The sequence below is a fragment of the Streptomyces sp. NPDC002868 genome (assembly GCF_055563295.1).
Genome location: NZ_JBVHDR010000001.1, coordinates 175,652 through 196,723 on the forward strand (window position 1 = coordinate 175,652; position 21,072 = coordinate 196,723).

General features: G+C 68.6%; 22 protein-coding genes and 2 pseudogenes. 16 read left to right on the forward strand and 8 right to left on the reverse strand.

Translation table 11 applies throughout. From position 1 onward, the window contains the following. Positions 1–19: 19 nt before the first annotated feature. Complete coding sequence (locus ACZ3H8_RS00810) at positions 20–961, reverse strand: DUF5996 family protein (protein WP_467395879.1); 942 nt, start codon at positions 959–961, stop codon at positions 20–22. Positions 962–1,044: 83 nt separating this feature from the next. Beyond that, positions 1,045–1,611 (reverse strand): nucleoside deaminase, encoded by a 567-nt coding sequence (locus tag ACZ3H8_RS00815; protein ID WP_467395881.1) that lies wholly within the window; start codon positions 1,609–1,611, stop codon positions 1,045–1,047. 197 nt (positions 1,612–1,808) lie between these two features. Between ACZ3H8_RS00815 and ACZ3H8_RS00820 the strand changes: the two genes are divergently transcribed. After that, a complete protein-coding gene (locus tag ACZ3H8_RS00820; protein ID WP_467395883.1) occupies positions 1,809–2,657 on the forward strand; it encodes an antibiotic biosynthesis monooxygenase in 849 nt (282 codons plus the stop codon). Positions 2,658–2,684: 27 nt separating this feature from the next. On the opposite strand, the gene ACZ3H8_RS00825 is transcribed toward ACZ3H8_RS00820, so the two are convergent. Both ACZ3H8_RS00825 and ACZ3H8_RS00830 read right to left on the reverse strand, forming a co-directional pair. Further along, positions 2,685–2,960 carry a zinc-binding dehydrogenase gene (locus tag ACZ3H8_RS00825; RefSeq protein ID WP_467397869.1) on the reverse strand — a complete coding sequence of 92 codons (276 nt, stop codon included), beginning with the start codon at positions 2,958–2,960 and terminating at the stop codon, positions 2,685–2,687. 82 nt (positions 2,961–3,042) lie between these two features. After that, positions 3,043–3,759: pseudogene (locus tag ACZ3H8_RS00830) on the reverse strand (alcohol dehydrogenase catalytic domain-containing protein); the annotation flags it as partial. A gap of 137 nt (positions 3,760–3,896) precedes the next feature. On the opposite strand from ACZ3H8_RS00830, the gene ACZ3H8_RS00835 reads away from it, so the two are divergent. Continuing rightward, a complete protein-coding gene (locus tag ACZ3H8_RS00835; protein ID WP_467395885.1) occupies positions 3,897–5,279 on the forward strand; it encodes an FAD-binding oxidoreductase in 1,383 nt (460 codons plus the stop codon). Positions 5,280–5,310: 31 nt separating this feature from the next. On the opposite strand, the gene ACZ3H8_RS00840 is transcribed toward ACZ3H8_RS00835, so the two are convergent. Together ACZ3H8_RS00840 and ACZ3H8_RS00845 are read right to left on the reverse strand one after the other, a co-directional pair. Beyond that, on the reverse strand, positions 5,311–5,613 hold the full coding sequence (locus ACZ3H8_RS00840) for a hypothetical protein (RefSeq protein WP_467395887.1): 303 nt from the start codon (positions 5,611–5,613) through the stop codon (positions 5,311–5,313). A 145-nt stretch (positions 5,614–5,758) separates the two neighbouring features. Beyond that, positions 5,759–6,508: an MBL fold metallo-hydrolase gene (locus ACZ3H8_RS00845; protein ID WP_467395889.1), complete on the reverse strand. Its 750-nt coding sequence runs from the start codon at positions 6,506–6,508 to the stop codon at positions 5,759–5,761. Between the two features lie 88 nt (positions 6,509–6,596). On the opposite strand from ACZ3H8_RS00845, the gene ACZ3H8_RS00850 reads away from it, so the two are divergent. The 3 genes from ACZ3H8_RS00850 to ACZ3H8_RS00860 are packed head-to-tail and all read left to right on the forward strand — an operon-like array spanning position 6,597 to position 7,590. Next, the gene (locus tag ACZ3H8_RS00850; RefSeq protein WP_467395891.1) at positions 6,597–6,737 is read left to right on the forward strand and encodes a hypothetical protein; all 141 of its coding nucleotides are present in this window, start codon (positions 6,597–6,599) and stop codon (positions 6,735–6,737) included. Further along, a complete protein-coding gene (locus tag ACZ3H8_RS00855; RefSeq protein ID WP_467395893.1) occupies positions 6,737–6,901 on the forward strand; it encodes a hypothetical protein in 165 nt (54 codons plus the stop codon). Before ACZ3H8_RS00850 ends, ACZ3H8_RS00855 begins: the two co-directional genes overlap by 1 nt. Continuing rightward, the gene (locus ACZ3H8_RS00860; RefSeq protein ID WP_467395894.1) at positions 6,898–7,590 is read left to right on the forward strand and encodes a YoaK family protein; all 693 of its coding nucleotides are present in this window, start codon (positions 6,898–6,900) and stop codon (positions 7,588–7,590) included. The genes ACZ3H8_RS00855 and ACZ3H8_RS00860 overlap by 4 nt, the downstream gene beginning before the upstream one ends. An 88-nt stretch (positions 7,591–7,678) precedes the next feature. Here ACZ3H8_RS00860 and ACZ3H8_RS00865 read toward each other — a convergent pair whose 3' ends face one another. Further along, entirely contained in the window at positions 7,679–8,251 is a 573-nt protein-coding gene (locus ACZ3H8_RS00865; protein ID WP_467395896.1) for a PadR family transcriptional regulator, read from the reverse strand. 119 nt (positions 8,252–8,370) lie between these two features. On the opposite strand from ACZ3H8_RS00865, the gene ACZ3H8_RS00870 reads away from it, so the two are divergent. The 11 genes and pseudogenes from ACZ3H8_RS00870 (at position 8,371) to argF (ending at position 20,492) form a co-directional block, all read left to right on the forward strand. Then, a complete protein-coding gene (locus ACZ3H8_RS00870; protein WP_467395898.1) occupies positions 8,371–8,802 on the forward strand; it encodes a nuclear transport factor 2 family protein in 432 nt (143 codons plus the stop codon). A gap of 92 nt (positions 8,803–8,894) precedes the next feature. Next, positions 8,895–9,293: a cell division protein SepF gene (locus ACZ3H8_RS00875; RefSeq protein WP_307660569.1), complete on the forward strand. Its 399-nt coding sequence runs from the start codon at positions 8,895–8,897 to the stop codon at positions 9,291–9,293. 56 nt (positions 9,294–9,349) lie between these two features. Beyond that, positions 9,350–10,498, forward strand: coding sequence for an AAA family ATPase (locus ACZ3H8_RS00880; protein ID WP_467395901.1), 1,149 nt, complete (start codon positions 9,350–9,352; stop codon positions 10,496–10,498). Positions 10,499–10,602: 104 nt separating this feature from the next. Beyond that, entirely contained in the window at positions 10,603–10,926 is a 324-nt protein-coding gene (locus ACZ3H8_RS00885) for a nucleotide pyrophosphohydrolase (protein ID WP_467397872.1), read from the forward strand. A 180-nt stretch (positions 10,927–11,106) separates the two neighbouring features. After that, positions 11,107–11,577, forward strand: a pseudogene (locus ACZ3H8_RS00890) (DUF6099 family protein); the annotation flags it as partial. A gap of 351 nt (positions 11,578–11,928) precedes the next feature. Then, positions 11,929–12,852, forward strand: coding sequence for an LLM class F420-dependent oxidoreductase (locus ACZ3H8_RS00895; RefSeq protein WP_467395903.1), 924 nt, complete (start codon positions 11,929–11,931; stop codon positions 12,850–12,852). Positions 12,853–12,857: 5 nt separating this feature from the next. Further along, the gene (gene mmuM, locus ACZ3H8_RS00900; RefSeq protein WP_467395905.1) at positions 12,858–13,769 is read left to right on the forward strand and encodes a homocysteine S-methyltransferase; all 912 of its coding nucleotides are present in this window, start codon (positions 12,858–12,860) and stop codon (positions 13,767–13,769) included. Positions 13,770–13,919: 150 nt separating this feature from the next. Continuing rightward, a complete protein-coding gene (locus ACZ3H8_RS00905) occupies positions 13,920–15,473 on the forward strand; it encodes a 3' terminal RNA ribose 2'-O-methyltransferase Hen1 (RefSeq protein WP_467395907.1) in 1,554 nt (517 codons plus the stop codon). Beyond that, positions 15,470–18,058, forward strand: coding sequence for a polynucleotide kinase-phosphatase (locus ACZ3H8_RS00910; protein ID WP_467395909.1), 2,589 nt, complete (start codon positions 15,470–15,472; stop codon positions 18,056–18,058). Before ACZ3H8_RS00905 ends, ACZ3H8_RS00910 begins: the two co-directional genes overlap by 4 nt. A 67-nt stretch (positions 18,059–18,125) precedes the next feature. Next, positions 18,126–19,358 carry an arginine deiminase gene (locus ACZ3H8_RS00915; protein ID WP_467395911.1) on the forward strand — a complete coding sequence of 411 codons (1,233 nt, stop codon included), beginning with the start codon at positions 18,126–18,128 and terminating at the stop codon, positions 19,356–19,358. A 126-nt stretch (positions 19,359–19,484) separates the two neighbouring features. Beyond that, positions 19,485–20,492 carry an ornithine carbamoyltransferase gene (gene argF, locus ACZ3H8_RS00920; RefSeq protein ID WP_467395913.1) on the forward strand — a complete coding sequence of 336 codons (1,008 nt, stop codon included), beginning with the start codon at positions 19,485–19,487 and terminating at the stop codon, positions 20,490–20,492. On the opposite strand, the gene ACZ3H8_RS00925 is transcribed toward argF, so the two are convergent. Beyond that, positions 20,493–20,936 carry an ATP-binding protein gene (locus ACZ3H8_RS00925; RefSeq protein ID WP_467395915.1) on the reverse strand — a complete coding sequence of 148 codons (444 nt, stop codon included), beginning with the start codon at positions 20,934–20,936 and terminating at the stop codon, positions 20,493–20,495. Positions 20,937–21,072: the final 136 nt, after the last annotated feature.

Consider the following 21,072-nt stretch of genomic DNA (forward strand, 5'->3'; position numbering starts at 1 on the left):
GAATCCGTTCGTTCGGAAATCAGCGACGCGGGACCGGCAGATGTGGGTCCGTGATCCCGTCCGGAGAGGCGAAAGCGGCGGTGTCCCAGCCGGCGCGTCGGGATCCGGCCTGGTACGCGCTCTCATAGAAGTCGAGTACGGCGGCACGAGGATCGTTTTCGGCGCGGGCCGCGTCGTAGGGCAGCACGGCCAGGTGGGTGTCATTGCGTGAAACCCAGTGTGCTGCAGCGGGCTTGAGCGGCTCCCCGGTCAGTGCCGCAGGCTCGGGGGCGGTGTAGGAGTAGAAAGCGGGCTCGGCGAACGTATCGTCACCGAACCAGAATCCGAAGCTGATCAATTCTCGGGAGTATGCCTCCCGCGTCACTGGATCGACCTGCGGCGGCTGGTCGATGTGACGCCCTGAGAACCGGCTGTGGGCGATGTCGAAGGTGTGCCAGAAATGGTGTACGGGGCTGGCTTTTCCCGAAAAGCCGGCTGCGAATTCCTCCAGCACCAACGCCACTTGGCTGAGGACCTGCCAGTAGCGGTTGGCCAGCACAGGATCGTAGGCCGCATGCTCGGTGTCCTCGGCGAACGGTCGGTCGGCATCGGGCAGGTCGTACGGCCTGGGAATGGCGATGCGCGCCCGGACGCCCAGTTGGGCCAGAGCGTCAAGGGCGTTGCTGTGGAAGGACGCCACGGACTGGCCCTCAAGCGGGAGGGACGCTCTGCCGTCCAAGGTCGCGACGACCAGTTGATGGTCGACGAAGTCGAAGTCGATGGTGAAGACCGGATTTCCGTCGACCTGTCCCATCGGACGTGTGGTGATGCCGCGTCCGGTGAGATGGAACGGAACGTTCCACCAGTGGTTGCGCCGGGCACTCGCGGAGAGGCGGATCTTGCCGACGACTTGCGCGAATCGGTGCAGCGTTTCCTTGGTGTCCTGCCACTCCGCGAGCGGTATCGGCGGGAACAGCTCCATCGCGTTCCCCTTCCTGCCCCGCGCCCCTGCGGCCGGGCAATTCCAAGACGATGCCGGCCAGGGAGCAGTTCAGGGACTCCGCGTCAGTACGGGTGATTGTTCGGCTTTTTCGCCCATGCCTCGTACGACGTGGCGCCCAGCTCGGGGTGGAGCTGCTCGAGAGTGATGCTCCGATGGTCCGGGGGCTTCGCGAAGTCCTCGTACTGGAAGGCGTCGTCGAAGCCGATCTCCTGAGTGGCCTTCCAGTCGCAGCTGTAGTAGACGGTGCCTATCCGAGCCCAGTAGATGGCGCTCATGCACATCGGACAGGGGGCGCCACTGGTGTAGATCGCGCACCCCTGCAGCATGCGAGCGCGCTCCGGCACGAGGTCGGGGGAGCCCTCAGGCCGAGGCACCAACTCCAGGGTGTACTCGTTCTGGTGCTCCTCGGAGATGCTGGGCGCCTCGGGATTGAACACCTGAACGGCCTTGCGGATGGCTTCCACTTCGCCGTGCGCGGTCGGATCGGCCGTGAGGAGTACGCGATTCTGCCCGCGAGCGATGATCTCGCCGTCGTTGGTGATCACCGCACCGAACGGGCCGCCCCAGCCGTTCTCGACGGACTCTGTGGCCAGCCGAACCGCTTCGGCCATGAACTCCTTGTGTCCCATCTCGAAATCCTCCCGCTTGCTGACCGGCGCAAATCTCTCCAATTTGTCCGATAACTCCCTTTTGATCTAGACTACTCCGTATGGGTACCCGTGCAAGCCGTGACCTCAGTGACAGCGCTACGGTCGTGACCTCCCAGAAGGTCCGGGAGGGCCGGGACGACGACTACAAGCGCTGGCAGGAGAAGACCAATCAGGTCGTGCGAGGCTTCGACGGGTTCCAGGGCACGGAGTTGTACCCGCCGGTCTCCGGCGAAGAGAACGAGTGGGTCGTCGTATTCCGCTTCTCCGGTGTCGAGCAGCTGACCGCGTGGCTGAATTCGGGTGCGCGCCGACAACTCCTTGATGAGGGCCGCTCGTTGTTCGACGGGACCCCGACACAGGAGGTGCTCACCGGTGGGACGCCGGCCCAAGATGTCGTCACGGCGGTCATCTCGCACGATGTGCTGCCGGGGCGGGAGCGGGACTTCATGCGCTGGGAGGACAAGATCCTGAAAGCGCAGGAGGGGTTTCCCGGTTTTATGGGGTCGGAGATGTTCAAGCCGGTGGAGGGCATTCAGGACCGTTGGGTGGTCGCCTTCCGCTTCGACACGCGCGAACACCTCGACGGCTGGCTAGACTCCGAGGCCCGCGAGAAGCTTCTGGAGGAAGGGCGCGGCTACTTCCGCTCGTACGACGTGCGCAAGATCGGGTCGGCGTTCGGCGGCTGGTTCCGCTTCGGCGAGGGTGCGGATGAAGGCATTCCGCCCAACTGGAAACAGGCCATGACCGTGGTGCTGGCCCTGTATCCCACGGTGATGATCCTGAACCTGACGGTCGGCGACTGGTTCAACAGCCTGGGAATGCCCGGGTATTTGGCCCTGTTCATCAGCAACGTGCTGAGTGTCAGCGTTCTGACGTGGTTGCTGATGCCGCTGGTCAACCGGGCGCTCGCCTTCTGGCTGCTGCCCAGCCGGGCGCGATCCTTCCGTACCCATGTGGCGGGCGCCGCCGTCGTGACGGTGTGCTGTCTGGTGATCATCACCATTTTCGGTCTGACCACGGGTTAGGCAACACAGCGCATCAGCCGAAACGCGTCAGTCGAAACGAATCAGTGGCTTGATGATCCCGTCCTCTCTCGATTCCATCATCCGAAATGCCCGTTCGATCTCGTCGAAGCCGAACTCGTGCGTGGTCATCGGCGTGGGATCCACCTTGCCGTGCTCCAGCAGCCGGAAGATCCGCCGCAGCCGCTCCCGGCCCCCGCGGTTCAGTCCGCCGTAGATCTGCTTGTCGGACATCCCGTATCCGAAGGGTTCCAACGGGATTTTGAGCGGCTCGGGTACGTCGCCGTGGTATCCGACATTGGAGATCCGTCCGCCCGGCTTGGTGACACGGAAGGTCGCTTCCCAGGTAAGGGGGGGTGCCGAGCGCTTCGATCGCGGCGTCCACGCCCTGACCGTCGGTCAACTCCAGAATTCGCCGCACCGGGTCGTGCTGGGTGTGGTCGAGGATGACATCGGCGCCGAAATGCCTCGCCAGTTCCTGGCGCCGGGATATCGACTCGACAGCGATGATGAGTCCGGCCCCGCGCAGACGGCAGCCGATCGTCGCCGAGAGCCCCACCGCACCCTGGGCGAAGATCGCGACGGTCTCACCGAATTCGAGTTCCGCGTGCTCGGCGGCGACGAATCCGGTCGACAGCATGTCCGTCGCGTACAAGGCCTGGTGGTCGCCGAGGGTCTCGGGGATCGGCGCCAGATTGGCCTGCGCATTGCGGACGAGGAAAAACTCCGCCATGTTCCCGTCGGCCTGGACGGTGAACACCGCGCCTCCCATCATTCTGCCGCCGCACTGCGAGGAGAAGCCGCGTTGGCAGTATTCGCACTGGAAACACGGGGTCACGCAACCCACGGCGACACGCTGGCCCTCCCTGAGGCCCTCGACGGCAGAACCCAGGGCATGAACGACGCCGACCGCCTCGTGTCCCAATGTGACATCGGGAGCGACCGGGATCGCTCCCTTCATCGTATGCACGTCGGACGCACAGACCATGGCCGCGGTAGTGCGCACGACCGCCTCATTGGGGCCCGGTTCGGGGACGGGTTTCTCGACGACACCGATCTCGCCGACTCTCCTGAGGACAAAAGCTCTCATGGTGTCGATGGCCATCTCCAGCACAGCAATTCAAGGCCGCGAGCTTTCGGGGCGGCCGGTAAACTGGGGATGTCTCCGCTTGTACTCTGCGGTACTTCACACCGGATCTTCAGCTTCATCCGCAGCCGCAGCCGGCGCAAGTCCTGGAGTCCATGATGCGCGAACACGGGCAGGCCGGAGGTGTTGAGGGGGCGCTCGTCCAGCGAGGCGACGCCGACTACGAAGCCGTCCGGACAAGCATGGTGTGGAACGGGCTCAAGCCCGAGCGATTCCCGGAGGTGATCGTCCGGGCCGCCTCCGAGCGGGATGTTCCCGGAGCCATCGGGCTGGCTCGCTCCCGCGGTCTTCGCATCGCCGTACGGGCGGGCGGGCACAGTTGGTGCGGGTCGTCCCTCCGCTCCGACGGCATGCTCATCGACCTCTCCCGGCTCCGGCGGTGGGACATCGACGAGGCGTCCGCGACGGCGACCGTGCAGCCGGCTGTCACCGGCGGCGAACTCGTTCCGGAACTCGCCGCGCGCGGCCTCGCCTTTCCCACCGGGCATTGTGGGTCGGTCGCCGTCGGCGGATATCTCCTCAGCGGTGGTCTCGGGTGGAATTCCGGTGCCCTGGGGCCGGCTTGCCGGAGCGTCTACGAGATTGAAGCCGTGACGGCGGACGGCGAAGTGGTCCGTTGCAACGAGGACGAGAATCCCGACCTGTTCTGGGCGGCGCGTGGAGCGGGTCCGGGTTTCTTCGCTGTCGTCACCCGCTTCCGCCTTCGCCTGCACCGGCTTCCCGGGGCGATCATGTCGACCACGTATGCCTTTCCTCTCGCGGACGTCGAAGAGGTGTCGAACTGGGCCATCGAGACCGCGAACGAGCTGGAGTCGACCGTGGAATTGGCTCTCGTACTCGCAACGGCCGCCCCGCACATGACGAAGGAAAGGCCACGGCCGAAGGTGATCGTCGTAGCCGCCACCGCATTCGCGGATTCGAGCGAGCAGGCCGTCCAGGCCCTCCGTCCGCTCAAGAACTGCCCTTTCGCCGATCGCTCCCTTTTCCGGGAGGCGGACGAGCCGACGTCTCTCGATGCCCTCTACGACGCCTCCGGCAGCATCTGGCCCGGACAGCACCGCTTCGCGGCCGACACCCTGTGGTCTCAGGCGGACTTCGGGACGCTGTTGTCCAAGCTCAGCGACGCGGTCGAAAGTGCCCCCTCCGACAAGTCCCTCGTCCTGGCACCCGTATCGCCCGTGTCGCACAACGAGGATCTGCTGCGCGACATGGCGTTCTCGGTGCTCGGCGCGAGCTACGTAGTCCCCTACGCCGTCTGGGACGAACCTTCGGAAGATGACATCAACATCCGCTGGCTGCGCGAGGCGATGAGCGCCGTGGAGCCGCTCGGGACGGGGCACTACATCGCCGAGGCCGACCTCACCGCCAGTCCGACCCGCGCCGAGCGGTCGTTCACGCCGAGCGACTGGCAGCGGCTGCAGACCCTGAGGGCGCAGTACGACCCCGAGGACGTCTTCCACTCCTACCTGACGCCCTGAGGGGCCCGTCGCTACCGCTCGGAGGCTGTGGCTACTGGTTGCGCGGGGCGTTGGACAGCCGGTCCAGCCATTCGGTCATCAGGCCGGTTTCGGCGGGGGTGAGGGCCGGGTCCGGTGACTGGCGCAGCAGTGCGTTCAACCGGGCTGCTGTGGACGGTAGTTGCGTGTCCTCGGCACCCGTCCCCTCGGCACCCGACCCCGCGGGTGCGGACACGTCGGGGGTGAAGATGGCGGCGTGCACCGCGTCCCGTACGCGCGTCGATGTGCTCTTGTCCGTGAAGGCGGACCGCCGCGACGTCGTATCGCGGCGCGGGGCCGCGGGGCATCCCACCATGGGGCTCCTGACCAGTAGCGGTTCTCTGGCAGCCCTCTACGGCGGGTACGGAAGCCCTGATGTGATCGGCAGGCGCGCCGATGCAGCGTGGCCGGCGCGATCGCCCGTGCCCCGCAGGGCCGGGTCCTCGCGTCAGCCGGTCCGGTCAGGAGGTGAGTTCGCGTGCACGCCGGGCGGCCTCGCGTACCGACCCGTGATGGATGGGGCCGTGCCCGGGCAGCATGATGTCGGCCGCCAACTGCTCGATCACGTCCAGGGATGCCACGGTGCGTTCGCGGTTCGCGTCGAACATCGTGGGCAGCAGTTGCGGCCCCCGCACACGGGACGTGGGATGGCCGCTGACCAGCGCGTCTCCGGAGATCAGAATCCCTTTGTCGGGGAGGTGGTAGGAGCAGTGCCCCGCGGTGTGGCCGGGTGTGTGTACGGGGACCGGGCGACCCGGCAGATCGAGCGCACCCGCCACGGGGAACTTCTGAGGACGGGTGATGCGGGAGTCCGCGGTGCCGCCCGACCGGAGAGCGTGTACTGCCCACGGAAGCACGCCGGGACGCCACCCGTTCATCAGGACCTGACCGATGGAAACCTGGTGGAGGAACTCCCGGCGTGCGTGGGGTACCTCTGCCTCGTGCAGGAAGACGGGGGCGTCGAAGGTGCGGCTGAGGTATTCCGCCGAACCGATGTGGTCGTTGTGCGCGTGCGTGATGAGCACCGCCTCTACCGCATCGGGTGCGTGGCCCAGGTCCGCCAGCGACTCGAGGACCTGCCTGCGGTCTCCCGGGTAGCCGCAGTCGATCAGCGTGACGGCGTCACCGTCGGTCAGGATGACCCAGTTGGTATTGCTGCCGTGGACCAGGTGAACACCGGTGGCGGCGTGAACGAGGGCGTCTTCGCGCATGACCTTCCAATGTCTTGAGACCTACTGCTGCCGGGCGCTTGGGTCGCCGACTGCGCTCAGGAGCAGGCTAGTTGATGGCTGGCTCCAGGTGCTGCTGGATCTCCAGCGGGGCCGGGCGCGCTCGGAGACGTACACGGCGACCCTCGAGGTCGTGAAGCGGCACGCGGGCGCCTACGGCATGAGCGTCGTCTATGCCCAGTCCGTGATCAGCGCGGACGCCGCGGGCTGATGGACGCCGGACTGCTCCTGCTGAGGCTGGTCACCGGGTTGCTGCTCGCCGGGCACGGTGGGCAGAAGGTCAGCTTCCGGCTGGGCGGGCTCGCGCTCACCGGACCGGGCCGCTGGCCGACCGGGCTCGCACCGCACCGGGTTTCCGCCGAAGGAAAAGCATGAACACTCTGCTCGGCCGGGCCGCCGCCCGCCTCTTCCCCGGCACCCCAGGACACCACGGCGTACTGCCCCCGCTGCTCGTTCTGCTGACCTTTGTCACCGGCCTGGTGGACGCCGTCAGCTATCTGGGCCTCGGCCATGTCTTCGTCGCCAACATGACCGGCAATGTGGTCTTCCTGGGCTTCGCGTTGGCAGGCGAAAAGGAACTGTCCGCTGTCGCCTCCGTCCTGGCGGGCACGGCGTTCGTGGCCGGTGCGCTCGCCGGAGGGCGGATCACGCCCAGGGGCGCGGAGCCCGTGCGGCTTTTCGCGCTGCTCGTCGCGGCGCACGGCGTCCTGGTCGCGGCGGCTCTGGTGGCCGATCTCGCCGATGCCACGAAGCACGTACTGATCGTGCTGCTCGCACTCGGCATGGGCGCGCAGAACGCCGTGGTCCGGAAGCTCGCCGTACCCGACCTCACCACCACCGTCATGACCCGCACCCTGACTGGTCTGGCCGCCGACCGGCCGGGGCCGGCCACCGTACGCCGCCTGTTCTCCCTCGCCGCGATGTTCACCGGCGCCCTCGCCGGCGGCCTGCTTCAGCTCCACCACGGCGCGGCCGCCGCGCTCGCGCCGGCTCTCCTCCTGCTCACCGCTGTCGCCCTGGCGGCAGCCACCACACCCCGACCCGGACAAGGAGTCCCGTCATGACCGAACTCAGGGTCGACCAGCTCACCGGGCTGCCCCCCGCCCTCGTCATCCGTTTGAGCGGCGGCGGACCGCCGCCGCTCGCGCTCGCCTATGCGATGCGGTGACGGTCCGACTGCCGTTCCCTCAGGACCGTGGCGATCCGCAGACACCAGTCCTGGTTGTCCCGTTCGAAGGCGAGACCGCGCAGACAGGTCAGATACGGACCGATCCGCTCTCCCCGGCGCAGGAATTCGTCCTCGTCCGTCTCACCCCGGATCTGCCGCAGCAGCTTGCCGAAGAGCTCGATCTTGGCCTCGGCGACGGCCGCGCGCTCTTCGAGCTGCTCGATCACCGGGCCGGTGCCGACGCGGTCGGCGGCCTGGACCTTGACGAGCAGGTCGTCCCGGATGAACGAGGGCTTCGACGCGGCCGCGGCGAACTCCTCCAGTTCGGCGAGGCCGGCGTCGGTGACCTTGAACAGGCGCTTGTTGGGCCGGGTTTCCTGCACCACCTGCCGACCCGTGACCAGCCCTTCCTTCTCCAGCCTGGCCAGTTCGGCGTACAGCTGCTGGGGCAGGGCATGCCAGAAGTTCGCGACGCCGACATCGAACGCCTTGGCCAGTTGGTATCCGCTGTACTCGCCGTCGAGCAGCGCAGCCAGTACGGCATGTCGCAGGGCCATCGAACGCAGCCCCCCTTCCCTCGGTGTCTCTCCGCATGATACTCAATAAAGTGACTAGTCAGATTCTTGAGTATCAGGAATCAGTGTCGGTGGCAGTGGTGACAGTTTCAGGAGGACTGATGGACACGACCGAGCGTTTTCGCGCAGCCGTCGAGAAGCGGGACTTGACCGCCCTGGATGACCTGTTCACCGAGGACATCCGCTTCTACAGTCCAGTGAAGTTCACCCCCTTCGAAGGCAGGCCGATGGTCATCGGCCTCCTCGGCGTCCTGCTGCGCACCTTCGAGGACTTCCGCTACGTCGGCCGGTTCGCGGGCGCGGCCGAGACCAGTACGGACGGCGAGGAGGCTCCCTCGGAGATCCTGCTCTTCCGGGCTGTCGTGAACGGCAAGCAGATCCACGGCATCGACCTGCTGCAGTTCGACGAGACGGGCCGGGTCAAGGAGTTCACCGTGATGGTCCGCCCCATGTCCGCGGTCCAGGCATTGAGCGAGGCGGTGCTCGCCGGTCTGGTCGCCGACGGCCTTGTACCCGACCCCGCCGGGCACTGAGCGGCCGCGCCGAACAGCCCCGGACCGATCCGCGGCCGACTCGCCCGTGTCGCTGTTGGGCCGAACGGGTGAGGAGCGCGAGGATGGGTCGCATGAGTAGGTACGAGAGGTACGACGTCACCGACGAGCAGTGGGAGGGCCTGGCCCAGGTCGTCCCACTGCGCAGCCGTAACGAGTGGCCGTCTCGGGTCGACCACCGCACCATCCCGCAGGACTACGCGGTGGCGGAGCAGCGTCGCTTCGTCGTGCTGCGGGTGCAGGTCTTCGCCGACGCGCGTGAGGTCGCCGAGTACCTCATCGCCCAGATCCCGGTGCTGCTCGACCTCACCGGCGCCGACACCGATGTCGCCAAGCGCATCCTGGACTTCAGCAGTGGTGTCGTCTTCGGGCTCGGCAGCGGGATGCACCGGGTCGACCGGAATGTCTTCCTGCTGGCCCCGATCGGCACGGAGGTCGAGGGGATAGCGGCCGCCGCCGTCCCCCGTTCGTAGGAAGGCCGTCGAGGCGGAACGGTTCGGCGCATTGCGCGCTGCGTACCGTCCGGCTCATGGACGCAAACACCACGCTCAGCGGCGCGAACGGCGCCCGCCCGACCGTCACGGAACTGCGGCTCTCCGCCTTCAGGACACACCGTGGCGCGGCCTTTCCCCTCGGTCCGCTGACGCTCTTCGCGGGGGCGAGCGGCAGCGGCAAGTCGAGCGTCCTGCAGGCGTACGAGGCGCTGGCGCGGCTGGGCTCGGGCGACGACATCGAGGCCGCGTTCCCCGATCCCGCTGCGTGTGTACCCGAGTGGGCGGAAGCCGACGGGCAGGGGCGGCGGGGATTCAGGATCGGCTGCACGGTGGATGGCCCCGCCGGTCCCGTACAACTGGATCTGGCCGTACAGGCGGAACCCGAACTGCGTGTCGTCGGCGAGCGGTTGACCAGCGGCGGGCGGACCCTGCTGACCACCGCGCTGCGCGATCCCGGGCGGTCCTCCGTGCAGGCCGCCTGGCACACGGCCGGGGCCGCGTCGGTGACGCGTGCCCCGCTGCCGGACGACCGGCTCGGCACGGCCCTGCTGCCGTTACGCGTGGCAGGCAAGACACAGGGGCAGTTGCAGGTGCTTGCGGCGGCGGAACAGGTGGTGGTGGCGCTGCGGTCCGTCTTCGCCTGTGACCCGCAGCCGCACCGGATGCGCGAGCCGGTGGCGGCGGGGGAGGGGCGGCTGAGGCGCGGCTGCGACAACCTCGCGGAGGTGCTGCACCGGACCCGGAGCGAGTGCGCCAAGCGGCATGCGCGACTGGCCGCGGCGGCGCGGGTGGGGTGCGCGGGAGTGGTGGAGGAACTGGCCGTCGAGGAGCTGGACGACGGGACGGTGCGGGCGTTGCTGGGCCGGGGCGGCATGCGGGGAGCCACTCCCGTGGGGCGGCTCGGCGAGGGCGAGTTGAGGTATCTGGCGCTCGCGCTGGTGCTGCTGACCGGGCCGGGCGTGCTGGCCATGGACCAGGCGGCCGAGGTGCCGTCGGCATACCAGGCTCTCACCGTTCTCGCGGACGGCTTCGACCGCTGCCTGGACCCGCGACAGGCGCGTGAACTGGTGTCGCTGGGCGCGGAGGTGTGCGCGAGGGGCCATGTCCGGCTGGTGGGGGCGGTCGCCGATGCGTCGTATGCGCGCGGAGTGGACGGTGTGACGGTGGTAGACCTGGTGCCGTGACGACAGATGACGGGCGGGACGGACAGGCTGGACGGCACGAACAGCACGAACAGCACGAACAGCACGAACAGCACGAACGGCACGAACGGCACGGACAGGACGGGCTGGGCGGGCTCGATGTGGCGGGGTTGCAGCGCAGGCTGGCCGAGTTCGCGGCGGCTCGCGGCTGGGAGCCATACCACACCCCGAAGAACCTGGCGGTGGCGCTGAGCGTCGAGGCGTCCGAACTGGTCGAGATCTTCCAGTGGTTGACGCCGGAGCAGTCGGCGCGAGTGATGGACGAGGAGGGGTCGGCACACCGGGTGCGGGACGAGGTCGCGGATGTGCTGGCGTATCTGCTGCAGTTCTGCGAAGTGCTCGGAATCGACGTGCTTGCCGCGCTCTCCGACAAGATCGACCGGAACGAGATTCGGTTCCCGGCGAAGTGATCCTCGGCGGGTCCGGTGATCCGCTACACACGCTTTCGTCACTCTACGGAGTGGTCGGGATATCCACATCGGCCTTGGTGTCCACAGATTTCCGAATTCCCTTGGCGTTCAGGCTCAAGAGCCTTCACTCTGGGTAATGAACTGAGTGGGCAGTAAGTCGTACGAACGGGGGCGGCGTACATGGATGCGCAGCGGCTCATCGGAGTCAGTCGGCATGCCCTGGCGCAGAGCCGGGCCGTGCCGGACATCGTGGCGGAGGCCTGGCAGGCGCAGGCACTCGCACAGGCGATCGGGAGCAGGCTGGCGGTTTGCGGACCGCTGGAGCTGAGAGGCGAGGCGCGCGGGCTCAGCGAGATCGGCGGACGCGGATGCGGAGTGCTCGACCATCCGATGGTGCGCAGCGGCGGGGTCAGAGCCGCGCAGCTGTCCGAAGTGGCGGATGCACGGGGGACGTTGATCGGACTGGGCGTGCTGTTGGGAGAGGTGGGAATCGCCCTGGTCGGGGTCGCGTGCGCCACTGACGAGGAGGGGTTGTACTGGCAGTGCATCGAGGCCATAGACGCCGCAGACGAGTCGAGCGACCGGGTGCGGGGAATGCTGCGCCGGCTTGCGGAGAGACCGCCCGACACGATCCGGGGCAGAGCCGATCCGGTGGCTGTGGCGGGGCCGATGGAGTCGATGGAGCCGCCGGAGGTGCCGGATTTACCGGACCCGACGGACTCGTTCGACCTGTCCGGCTCGTCCGGCCCCTCCGGCTCGTCCGGCTCGTCCGGCTCGTCCGGCTCCTCCGGCTCCTCCGGCCCCTCCGGCCCTTCCGGCTCGGTGGGCGTCGTGGACGCTGTGGACTCCGCGGCGGGGCCGTCATGACCTCGCAGTGGTCGGGTGCGAGCTGTGCGGGACGGGCGCGCCCGGCCGGGGTGACGGGTCTCCATCCGGTCGGGCCGGTGCGGACCTGGTGGGGACGTCGGGGTCGGCGGCCGTTCGAAGGTGCAGGATGGATGCATGGATCTTCGAATCTTCACCGAGCCCCAGCAAGGGGCGAGCTACGACACTTTGCTGACCGTTGCCAAGGCCACCGAAGACCTCCGCTTCGATGCCTTCTTCCGTTCCGACCACTACCTCCCCATGGGGTCGGTCGACGGGCTGCCCGGGCCCACCGACGCCTGGATCACCCTGGCCGGGCTGGCCCGCGAGACCAAGCGGATCCGCCTCGGCACGCTCATGACCGCAGGTACGTTCCGGCTGCCCGGAGTGCTGGCCATCCAGGTCGCGCAGGTCGACCAGATGTCGGGAGGCCGGGTCGAACTGGGGCTGGGCACGGGCTGGTTCGAGGAGGAGCACAAGGCGTACGGCATCCCGTTCCCCAAGGAGAAGTTCGCGCGGCTGGAGGAGCAGCTGGCGATCGTCACCGGGCTGTGGGCCACGGAGGTCGGCAAGACCTTCTCGTACGAGGGCGCGTACTACCAGCTCGTCGACTCGCCGGCGCTGCCCAAGCCCGCCCAGGGGAAGCTGCCGGTGCTGATCGGCGGGCACGGGGCGACCCGCACCCCCCGGCTGGCCGCGCGGTACGCCGACGAGTTCAATATCCCGTTCGCCTCGATCGAGGACAGCGAGCGGCAGTTCGGCCGGGTCCGCGCCGCGGCCGAGGCGGCCGGGCGAGGAGCGGACGACCTGGTGTATTCCAACGCCCTGGTCGTCTGCGCGGGGAAGGACGACGCAGAGGTGGCGCGCCGCGCGGCCGCCATCGGACGGGAGGTGGACGAACTGAAGGCGAACGGGCTGGCCGGCTCGCCCGCCGAAGTGGTCGACAAGATCGGGCGGTACAGCGCCATCGGAGCATCCCGGATCTACCTCCAGGTCCTGGACCTCGATGATCTCGATCACCTGGAGCTGATCTCCTCCCAGATCCAGTCCCAGCTGAGCTGATTGCCGTGCGCCCCGCCCGTACACTCGCCGCCGCCCTCGCCGAAGGGGTCGTAGTCCTCGACGGCGGCCTCTCCAACCAACTGGAGGCGCAGGGCTGCGAGCTGTCCGACGAGCTCTGGTCGGCGCGGTTGCTCGCCGACGATCCGAGTCAGATCGAGGCCGCGCATGCGGCGTATGTGCGGGCGGGCGCGCAGGTGCTGATCACCTCCAGCTACCAGGCCACGTTCGAGGGGTTCGCCCGACGTGGAGTCGCGCGGGAGGAGGCAGCGGGACTGCTGGCCCGCAGCGTTGAACTGGCCCGCAGCGCAGGCGAGTTGGTCCAGCGGGAGGTGTGGGTGGCGGCCTCGGTCGGGCCGTACGGCGCGATGCTCGCGGACGGCAGCGAGTACCGGGGCCGGTACGGGCTGTCCGTGCGGGAGTTGGAGCGCTTCCACCGGCCGAGGATCGAGGCCCTGGTGGCAGCGGGCCCCGATGTGCTCGCGCTGGAGACGGTGCCGGACACGGACGAGGCGGAGGCGCTGCTGCGGGCGGTTGACGGGTGCGGAGTGCCGGTCTGGCTGTCGTACAGCATCACTGGCGAGCGCACCCGGGCCGGCCAGGAGCTGCCGGCGGCCTTCGCCCTGGCCGTCGGCCGGGATCAGGTGATCGCCGTCGGGGTGAACTGCTGCGAGCCGGGTGACGCGGGCCGTGCGGTGGAACTCGCGGCGTCGGTGACCGGTAAGCCGGTGGTCGTCTATCCGAACAGCGGTGAGCGCTGGGACGCCGACGAGCGGGCGTGGCGGGGCGGGACCACGTACGACCCGGGCCGGGTGCGCGACTGGCTGGCGTCCGGTGCCCGACTGGTCGGCGGCTGCTGCCGGGTGGGGCCGGGGCAGATCGCGGACCTCACAGTGGCCCTCGAAAGCGGCGGCCGCTAGGGGCGGCGGCCCTTGAACGCGGGTGGCGTCCAGGGGCGGTCGTAGGCGCGGTATGCCCCGCCACGCGAAACCGTTCCACGCGCCTGTGGGTAATCGCACCCGCCAGGAATTCCCTGGTCAGGATGGGTGAATACGGCCATACTCGGACGCGTGTTCCTGACGATCAGCACCACCGGTACCCCAGAACGTCCCGCCACCGACCTCGGCTTTCTGCTGCACAAGCATCCCGACAAGGCGCAGACGTTCTCCACCTCGCACGGCACGGCGCATGTCTTCTACCCCGAGGCGTCCGCCGAGCGCTGCACGGCCGCGCTGCTGCTGGAGGTGGATCCGGTGGCGCTGGTGCGGCGCGGCAAGGGCAAGGGCCGTGGTGGGGCGCCCGATTCGGCGCTCGCGCAGTACGTCAACGACCGGCCGTACGCCGCGTCCTCGCTGCTGGCCGTCGCGCTGAGCACCGTCTTCAAGAGCGCGCTGCGGGGCGTGTGCGCCGCGCTGCCCGGACGTGCCGAGGCTCCGATGCCGCTGCGCGTCGCGGTGCCCGCGCTGCCCGCGCGTGGTGGTGCGGAGCTGGTTCGGAAGCTGTTCGGGCCGCTGGGCTGGACGTCGGTCGAGGCGGAGCCGGTCGCGCTGGATGAGCAGTTCCCCGAGTGGGGAGACTCGCGCTACGTCCAGCTGACGCTGGAGGGGGAGGTGCGGCTCGCCGAGGCGCTGCGGCAGTTGTACGTACTGCTGCCGGTGCTCGACGACTCCAAGCACTACTGGGTCGCGCCCGACGAGGTGGACAAGCTGCTGCGGGCGGGCGAGGGCTGGCTGGCCGAGCACCCCGAGCAGAAGCTGATCACCAGCCGCTATCTGTCCCGCCGCTGGGGGCTCACCCGGCAGGCGATGCAACGTCTTGAGCTGGTGCGGCTCGCCGAGGCCGACGACCTCGAAGTCGAGGACGTCGACAACGCCGTGGACGAGACGACGGACACCGAAGAGAAGCCGGTTCCGCTCGCCGAGCAGCGACGGGACGCGATTCTTGAGGCGCTGCGCGGCGCCGGGGCGAGCCGGGTGCTCGACCTGGGCTGCGGCCAGGGCCAGTTGGTGCAGGCGCTGCTCAAGGAGGTGCGCTTCGCCGAGATCGTGGGAGTCGATGTGTCGGTGCGTGCGCTGACCATCGCCGGGCGCAGGCTGAAGCTGGACCGGATGGGGGAGCGGCAGGCCGCGCGGGTCAAGCTGATGCAGGGCTCGCTCACCTACACCGACAAGCGGCTGGCCGGCTATGACGCGGCTGTGCTCAGCGAGGTCATCGAGCACCTCGATCTGCCGCGGCTGCCCGCGCTGGAGTACGCGGTGTTCGGATCCGCCCGGCCGCAGACCGTGATCGTGACGACGCCGAACGTCGAGTACAACGTCCGCTGGGAGACCCTGCCCGCCGGGCATGTGCGCCACGGGGACCACCGCTTCGAGTGGACGAGGGACGAGTTCCGCACCTGGGCGGAGGGCGTCGCCGAACGGGACGGCTACGGCGTCGAGTTCGTCCCCGTGGGGCCCGACGACCCCGAGGTGGGGCCGCCGACGCAGATGGCTGTCTTCACCAGGACCGACAAGGCCGAGACCGACAAGGCCGAGACCGACAAGACCAAGACTGACAAGACCAAGACTGACAAGACCGCGACCAAGAGCAAGACCGAGGCCGAGAAGGAGGCGAAGGCCGCATGACCAGTACGTCCACCACGACCGCCGCGCCGGCGAGGCGCAGACTCCCGGTGACCGACCTGTCTCTCGTCGTCCTCATCGGCGCCACCGGATCCGGCAAGTCCACCTTCGCCCGCAAGCACTTCAAGCCCACCGAGGTCATCTCCTCCGACTTCTGCCGCGGCCTCGTCGCCGACGACGAGAACGACCAGAGCGCGAGCGGCGATGCCTTCGACGTACTGCACTACATCGCGGGCAAGCGGCTCGCGGCCGGGCGGCTGACCGTCGTCGACGCCACCAGCGTGCAGTCGGAGAGCCGCAGGCAGTTGGTGCAGCTTGCGCGCCAGTACGACGTGCTGCCGATCGCAATCGTCCTCGACCTGCCGGAAGAGGTGTGCGCCGAGCGCAATGCGGTACGCCCCGACCGGGCCGGGATGCCTCGCCATATCATCCAGCGTCACCGCCGTGAACTGCGCCGCTCGCTGCGCGGACTGGAGCGCGAAGGCTTCCGCAAGGTGCACATCCTGCGCAGCGTGGAGGAGGTCGAGGCCGCTGAGGTCGTCCTTGAGCGTCGCTACAACGACCTCACGCACCTCACGGGCCCCTTCGACATCATCGGCGACATCCACGGCTGCCGCTCCGAGCTGGAGACCCTGCTCGCCAAGCTCGGTTATGTGGACGGCGCACACCCCGCAGGGCGTACGGCCGTCTTCGTCGGTGACCTCGTCGACCGGGGACCGGACAGCCCCGGTGTGCTGCGCCGGGTGATGAGCATGGTCGCGTCGGGCAACGCCCTGTGTGTGCCTGGGAACCATGAGAACAAGCTCGGCCGCTACCTGAAGGGCCGGAACGTCCAGCACACGCACGGACTGGCCGAGACCATCGAGCAGCTGGAGAAGGAGGACGACTCCTTCCGCGAGCAGGTGCGGGAATTCATCGACGGCCTGGTCAGCCACTACGTCCTGGACGAGGGCAAGCTGGTCGTCTGCCACGCAGGTCTGCCCGAGAAGTACCACGGGCGCACCTCCGGCCGGGTCCGCTCGCACGCGCTGTACGGCGACACGACCGGCGAGACCGACGAGTTCGGCCTGCCCGTGCGCTACCCGTGGGCGGAGGACTACCGAGGACGCGCCGCTGTGGTCTACGGCCACACACCCGTGCCCAGCACATCGTGGATCAACAACACCATCTGCCTGGACACGGGAGCGGTCTTCGGCGGCCGGATGACCGCGCTGCGCTGGCCGGAGCGCGAGCTCGTCGACGTACCGGCCGAGAAGGTCTGGTACGAGCCGGTGCGGCCCCTCGTCACCGAGGCGCCCGGCGGCCGTGAGGGCCGTCCGCTGGACCTCGCCGATGTGCAGGGGCGGCGGGTCGTGGAGACCCGGCACATGGCGCGTATCGGCGTACGTGAGGAGAACGCCGCGGCGGCGCTCGAAGTCATGAGCCGTTTCGCCGTCGACCCGCGGCTGCTCGCCTATCTGCCGCCGACGATGTCGCCGACCGCGACATCGAGGGAAGCAGGCTATTTGGAGCACCCGGCTGAGGCCTTCGCACAGTACCGGGCGGACGGCGTCGCCAAGGTCGTGTGCGAGGAGAAGCACATGGGCTCGCGGGCGGTGGTGCTCGTCTGCCGTGACGCCGAGGCCGCGCGCGAGCGATTCGGGGTTGGGGGTACCTCCCATGCCGGAGGCTATGGGGGAGGGCCGACCGGCGCGTTGCACACCCGGACCGGACGACCGTTCTTCGACGATGAAGCTGTCACCGAGGAGATCCTCGACCGGCTGCGTACGTCCGTCACCGAAGCCGGTCTCTGGCAGGAACTCGACACTGACTGGCTGCTGCTGGACGCCGAGCTGATGCCCTGGTCGCTCAAGGCGTCCGGGCTGCTGCGCTCGCAGTACGCGGCGGTCGGCGCCGCCTCCCGTGCTGTCTTCCCCGGCGCCACGGCGGCCCTCGAAGCGGCGGTCGCGCGCGGCGTCGAGGTGGAGGGACTGCTGGCCAAGCAGCGCGGACGCTCCGGTGACGCCGCCGCGTTCACCGAGGCGTACCGGCGTTACTGCTGGACGACCGAGGGGCTTGACGGGGTGCGGCTCGCTCCGTTCCAGATCCTCGCCGCGCAGGGGCGTTCGCTGGCGTCCGTGCCGCACGACGAGCAACTGGTATGGCTGGACCGGCTGGTGGAGCACGACCCCACGGGCCTGCTCCAGGTCACCCGGCGGCTGGTCGTCGAGACCGGCGACGACGCATCGGTCGGCGCCGGGGTCGACTGGTGGCTGGAGATGACCGGAAGGGGCGGCGAAGGCATGGTCGTCAAGCCGCTCCAGGCACTCGCCAGGGACGAGAAGGGCCGGCTCGTGCAGCCGGGCATCAAGGTCCGCGGCCGCGAGTACCTGCGGATCATCTACGGTCCCGAGTACACCCGCCCGGAGAACCTGGAGCGGCTGCGCAACCGGTTCCTGAACCACAAGCGCTCGCTGGCGCTGCGGGAGTACGCGCTCGGCCTCGAGGCCCTGGACCGGCTGGCCGACGGCGAGCCGCTGTGGCGGGTCCACGAGGCGGTCTTCGCCGTGCTGGCACTGGAGTCGGAGCCGGTCGACCCCCGGCTGTGAACTGTTCGGGTGGATCTGGTGGACCATTCGCCGGGTGAATGGCGCTCCGCGCGGTGAGGATGGAGGCATGGGATTCCACGTCGACTCCGAGACCGGGCGGCTGCGCCAGGTCATACTGCACCGGCCAGATCTGGAGCTGAAGCGCCTCACCCCCAGTAACAAGGACGCTCTGCTCTTCGACGATGTGCTGTGGGTGCGCCGCGCTCGTCAGGAGCATGACGGGTTCGCGGACGTCCTGCGTGACCGTGGGGTGGAGGTGCACCTCTTCGGCGATCTTCTGCGCGAGTCGCTGGAGCTCCCGGAGGCCAGAAAGCTCGTCCTGGACCGGGTCTTCGCCGAGAAGGAGTACGGGCCGCTCGCCACCGATCACCTCAGATCCGTCTTCGACGAGCTGCCCACGGCCGACCTGGTCGAGGCGCTCGTCGGCGGGATGACCAAGCGGGAGTTCCTCGCCGGTCATCCCGAGCCGACCTCCGTCCGCTTCCATGTGATGGACCTGGACGACTTTCTCCTCCGCCCGCTGCCCAACCACCTCTTCACCCGCGACACCTCCGCCTGGATCTATGACGGCGTCTCCATCAACGCCATGCGCTGGCCGGCCCGGCAGCGCGAGACCGTCCACTTCGAGGCGATCTACAAGCACCACCCGCTGTTCACCAGCCCGCGGGCGGGGGAGTTCCACCACTGGTCGGAGGGGCAGGACGACTACCCCTCAACCATTGAGGGCGGCGACGTCCTGGTCATCGGCAATGGCGCGGTGCTGATCGGGATGAGTGAGCGGACCACTCCGCAGGCCGTGGAGATGCTGGCGCGCGGGCTGTTCGCGGCCGGCTCCGCCCGGACCATCGTGGCGCTGGACATGCCCAAGCGGCGGGCCTTGATGCATCTCGACACCGTGATGACGATGGTCGACCGCGACACCTTCACCCAGTACGCGGGGCTCGGCATGCTCCGCTCGTACACCATCGAACCGGCCGTCGGACCTCAGGCCCTCAAGGTCAGCGATCATCCGGCCGAGCACATGCACAGCGCGATCGCCGCCGCGCTGGGGCTGAAGGAGATCCGGGTGCTCACGGCGACGCAGGACGTGCACTCGGCGGAGCGCGAGCAGTGGGACGACGGCTGCAATGTGCTCGCCGTCGAGCCGGGCGTCGTCGTGGCGTACGAGCGCAATGTCACGACAAACACCCATCTGCGTAAACAGGGCATCGAAGTGATCGAGATCCCCGGCAGCGAGCTGGGCCGGGGCCGTGGAGGCCCTCGCTGTATGAGCTGTCCGTTCGAACGCGATGCCGTGTAGTGCCGTACGCCGCCCAGTCCCGCGGCCGGCCATGGAGGCGGCCGTATGGCAAAGCGGCCGTATAGCAATGCGGAGGCTCGTATACACTTCCACGGTCACCGCATTCGCGACCCAGGAGCAGCCACCATGGCGATACATCTCGAAGGCCGCCACTTCCTCAAGGAGCTGGACTTCACCGCCGAGGAGTTCCGCGGCCTGATCGACCTGGCCGCCGAGCTCAAGGCCGCCAAGCGAGCGGGCACCGAGGTCCAGCGGCTGCGCGGCAAGAACATCGCGCTGATCTTCGAGAAGTCGTCGACCCGTACGCGCTGCTCGTTCGAGGTCGCGGCCGCCGATCAGGGCGCTTCGACGACGTATATCGACCCGGCCGGTTCGCACATCGGCAGCAAGGAGTCCGCCAAGGACACCGCGCGGGTGCTTGGCCGCATGTTCGACGCCATCGAATTCCGCGGTGACGGCCAGTCCACCGTCGAGGAGCTCGCCGCGTACGCCGGGGTGCCGGTCTACAACGGCCTCACCGACGACTGGCACCCCACCCAGATGCTTGCCGACGTGCTCACCATGACCGAGCACAGTGACAAGCCGCTCGAACGGATCTCCTTCGCCTACCTCGGGGACGCCCGCTTCAACATGGGCAACTCCTACCTGGTCACCGGCGCACTGCTGGGCATGGACGTACGGATCGTCGCGCCCAGGTCGTACTGGCCGGCCGAGGAGATCGTGACCCGTGCCCGCGCGGCCGCCGAGACCAGCGGCGCCCGGATCACCCTCACCGAGGACATCGCCGAGGGAGTCCAGGGTGCGGACTTCGTCGCCACCGACGTCTGGGTGTCGATGGGGGAGCCCAAGGAGATCTGGGACGAGCGCATCAAGGTGCTCGGTCCGTATGCCGTGACCATGGACGTGCTGTGCGCCACCGGCAACGCGGACGTGAAGTTCCTGCACTGCCTCCCCGCCTTCCACGACCTGGGCACCAAGGTCGCTCGCGAGATCCATGAGAGCCACGGCCTGACCGAGCTCGAAGTCACCGACGAGGTCTTCGAATCGGAGCACTCCGTCGTCTTCGACGAGGCGGAGAACCGTATGCACACGATCAAGGCGGTTATGGTCGCCACGCTCGCCTCCGCCGGATAGTCATGCGGCAGGAGGTCGGCTCCGCGACGGGAGCGTGAACCAGACCGCCTTGCCCCCGTCGGTGAGGCGGTGCCCGCAGGCCGAGCTCAGCGCACGGATCAGCAGCAGCCCTCGGCCGTGCTCCTGCCAGGCGTCGGGGGCCTGGCCGGGCCCGGGCCGGGGCCAATCGCCCGGCGGGGCGGGGTCGCCGTCATGGACCTCCACCTGACAGCCCGTCGGCAGGAGTTCCACCACCAGCTCGATGGGGGTCTCCCCACTGGTGTGCTCCACCGCGTTGGCGACGAGCTCCGCCGTGAGCAGCTCGGCCGTGTCACTGTCCGCCGGCGCCTTGATGTCCGCCAGCGCCGTACGGATCAGGGCGCGGGCGATCGGCACGGCTGCCGCGGTGTGCGGCAGCGCGATGCGCCACGAGGCGGGGACGGGCAGGCCGGAGAGTTCGAGCAAGGCGGGCGGTCCATTCGAGGTTCGACGTCGTGCTTTCAACCTTATGAAGCGCAAGACGCCGGACAAGGGGCTGGGGTCCGCCTTGGATGGGACCTGTGCCACATCTGGGACGGGACCTTTGCATCGGTACAATCGG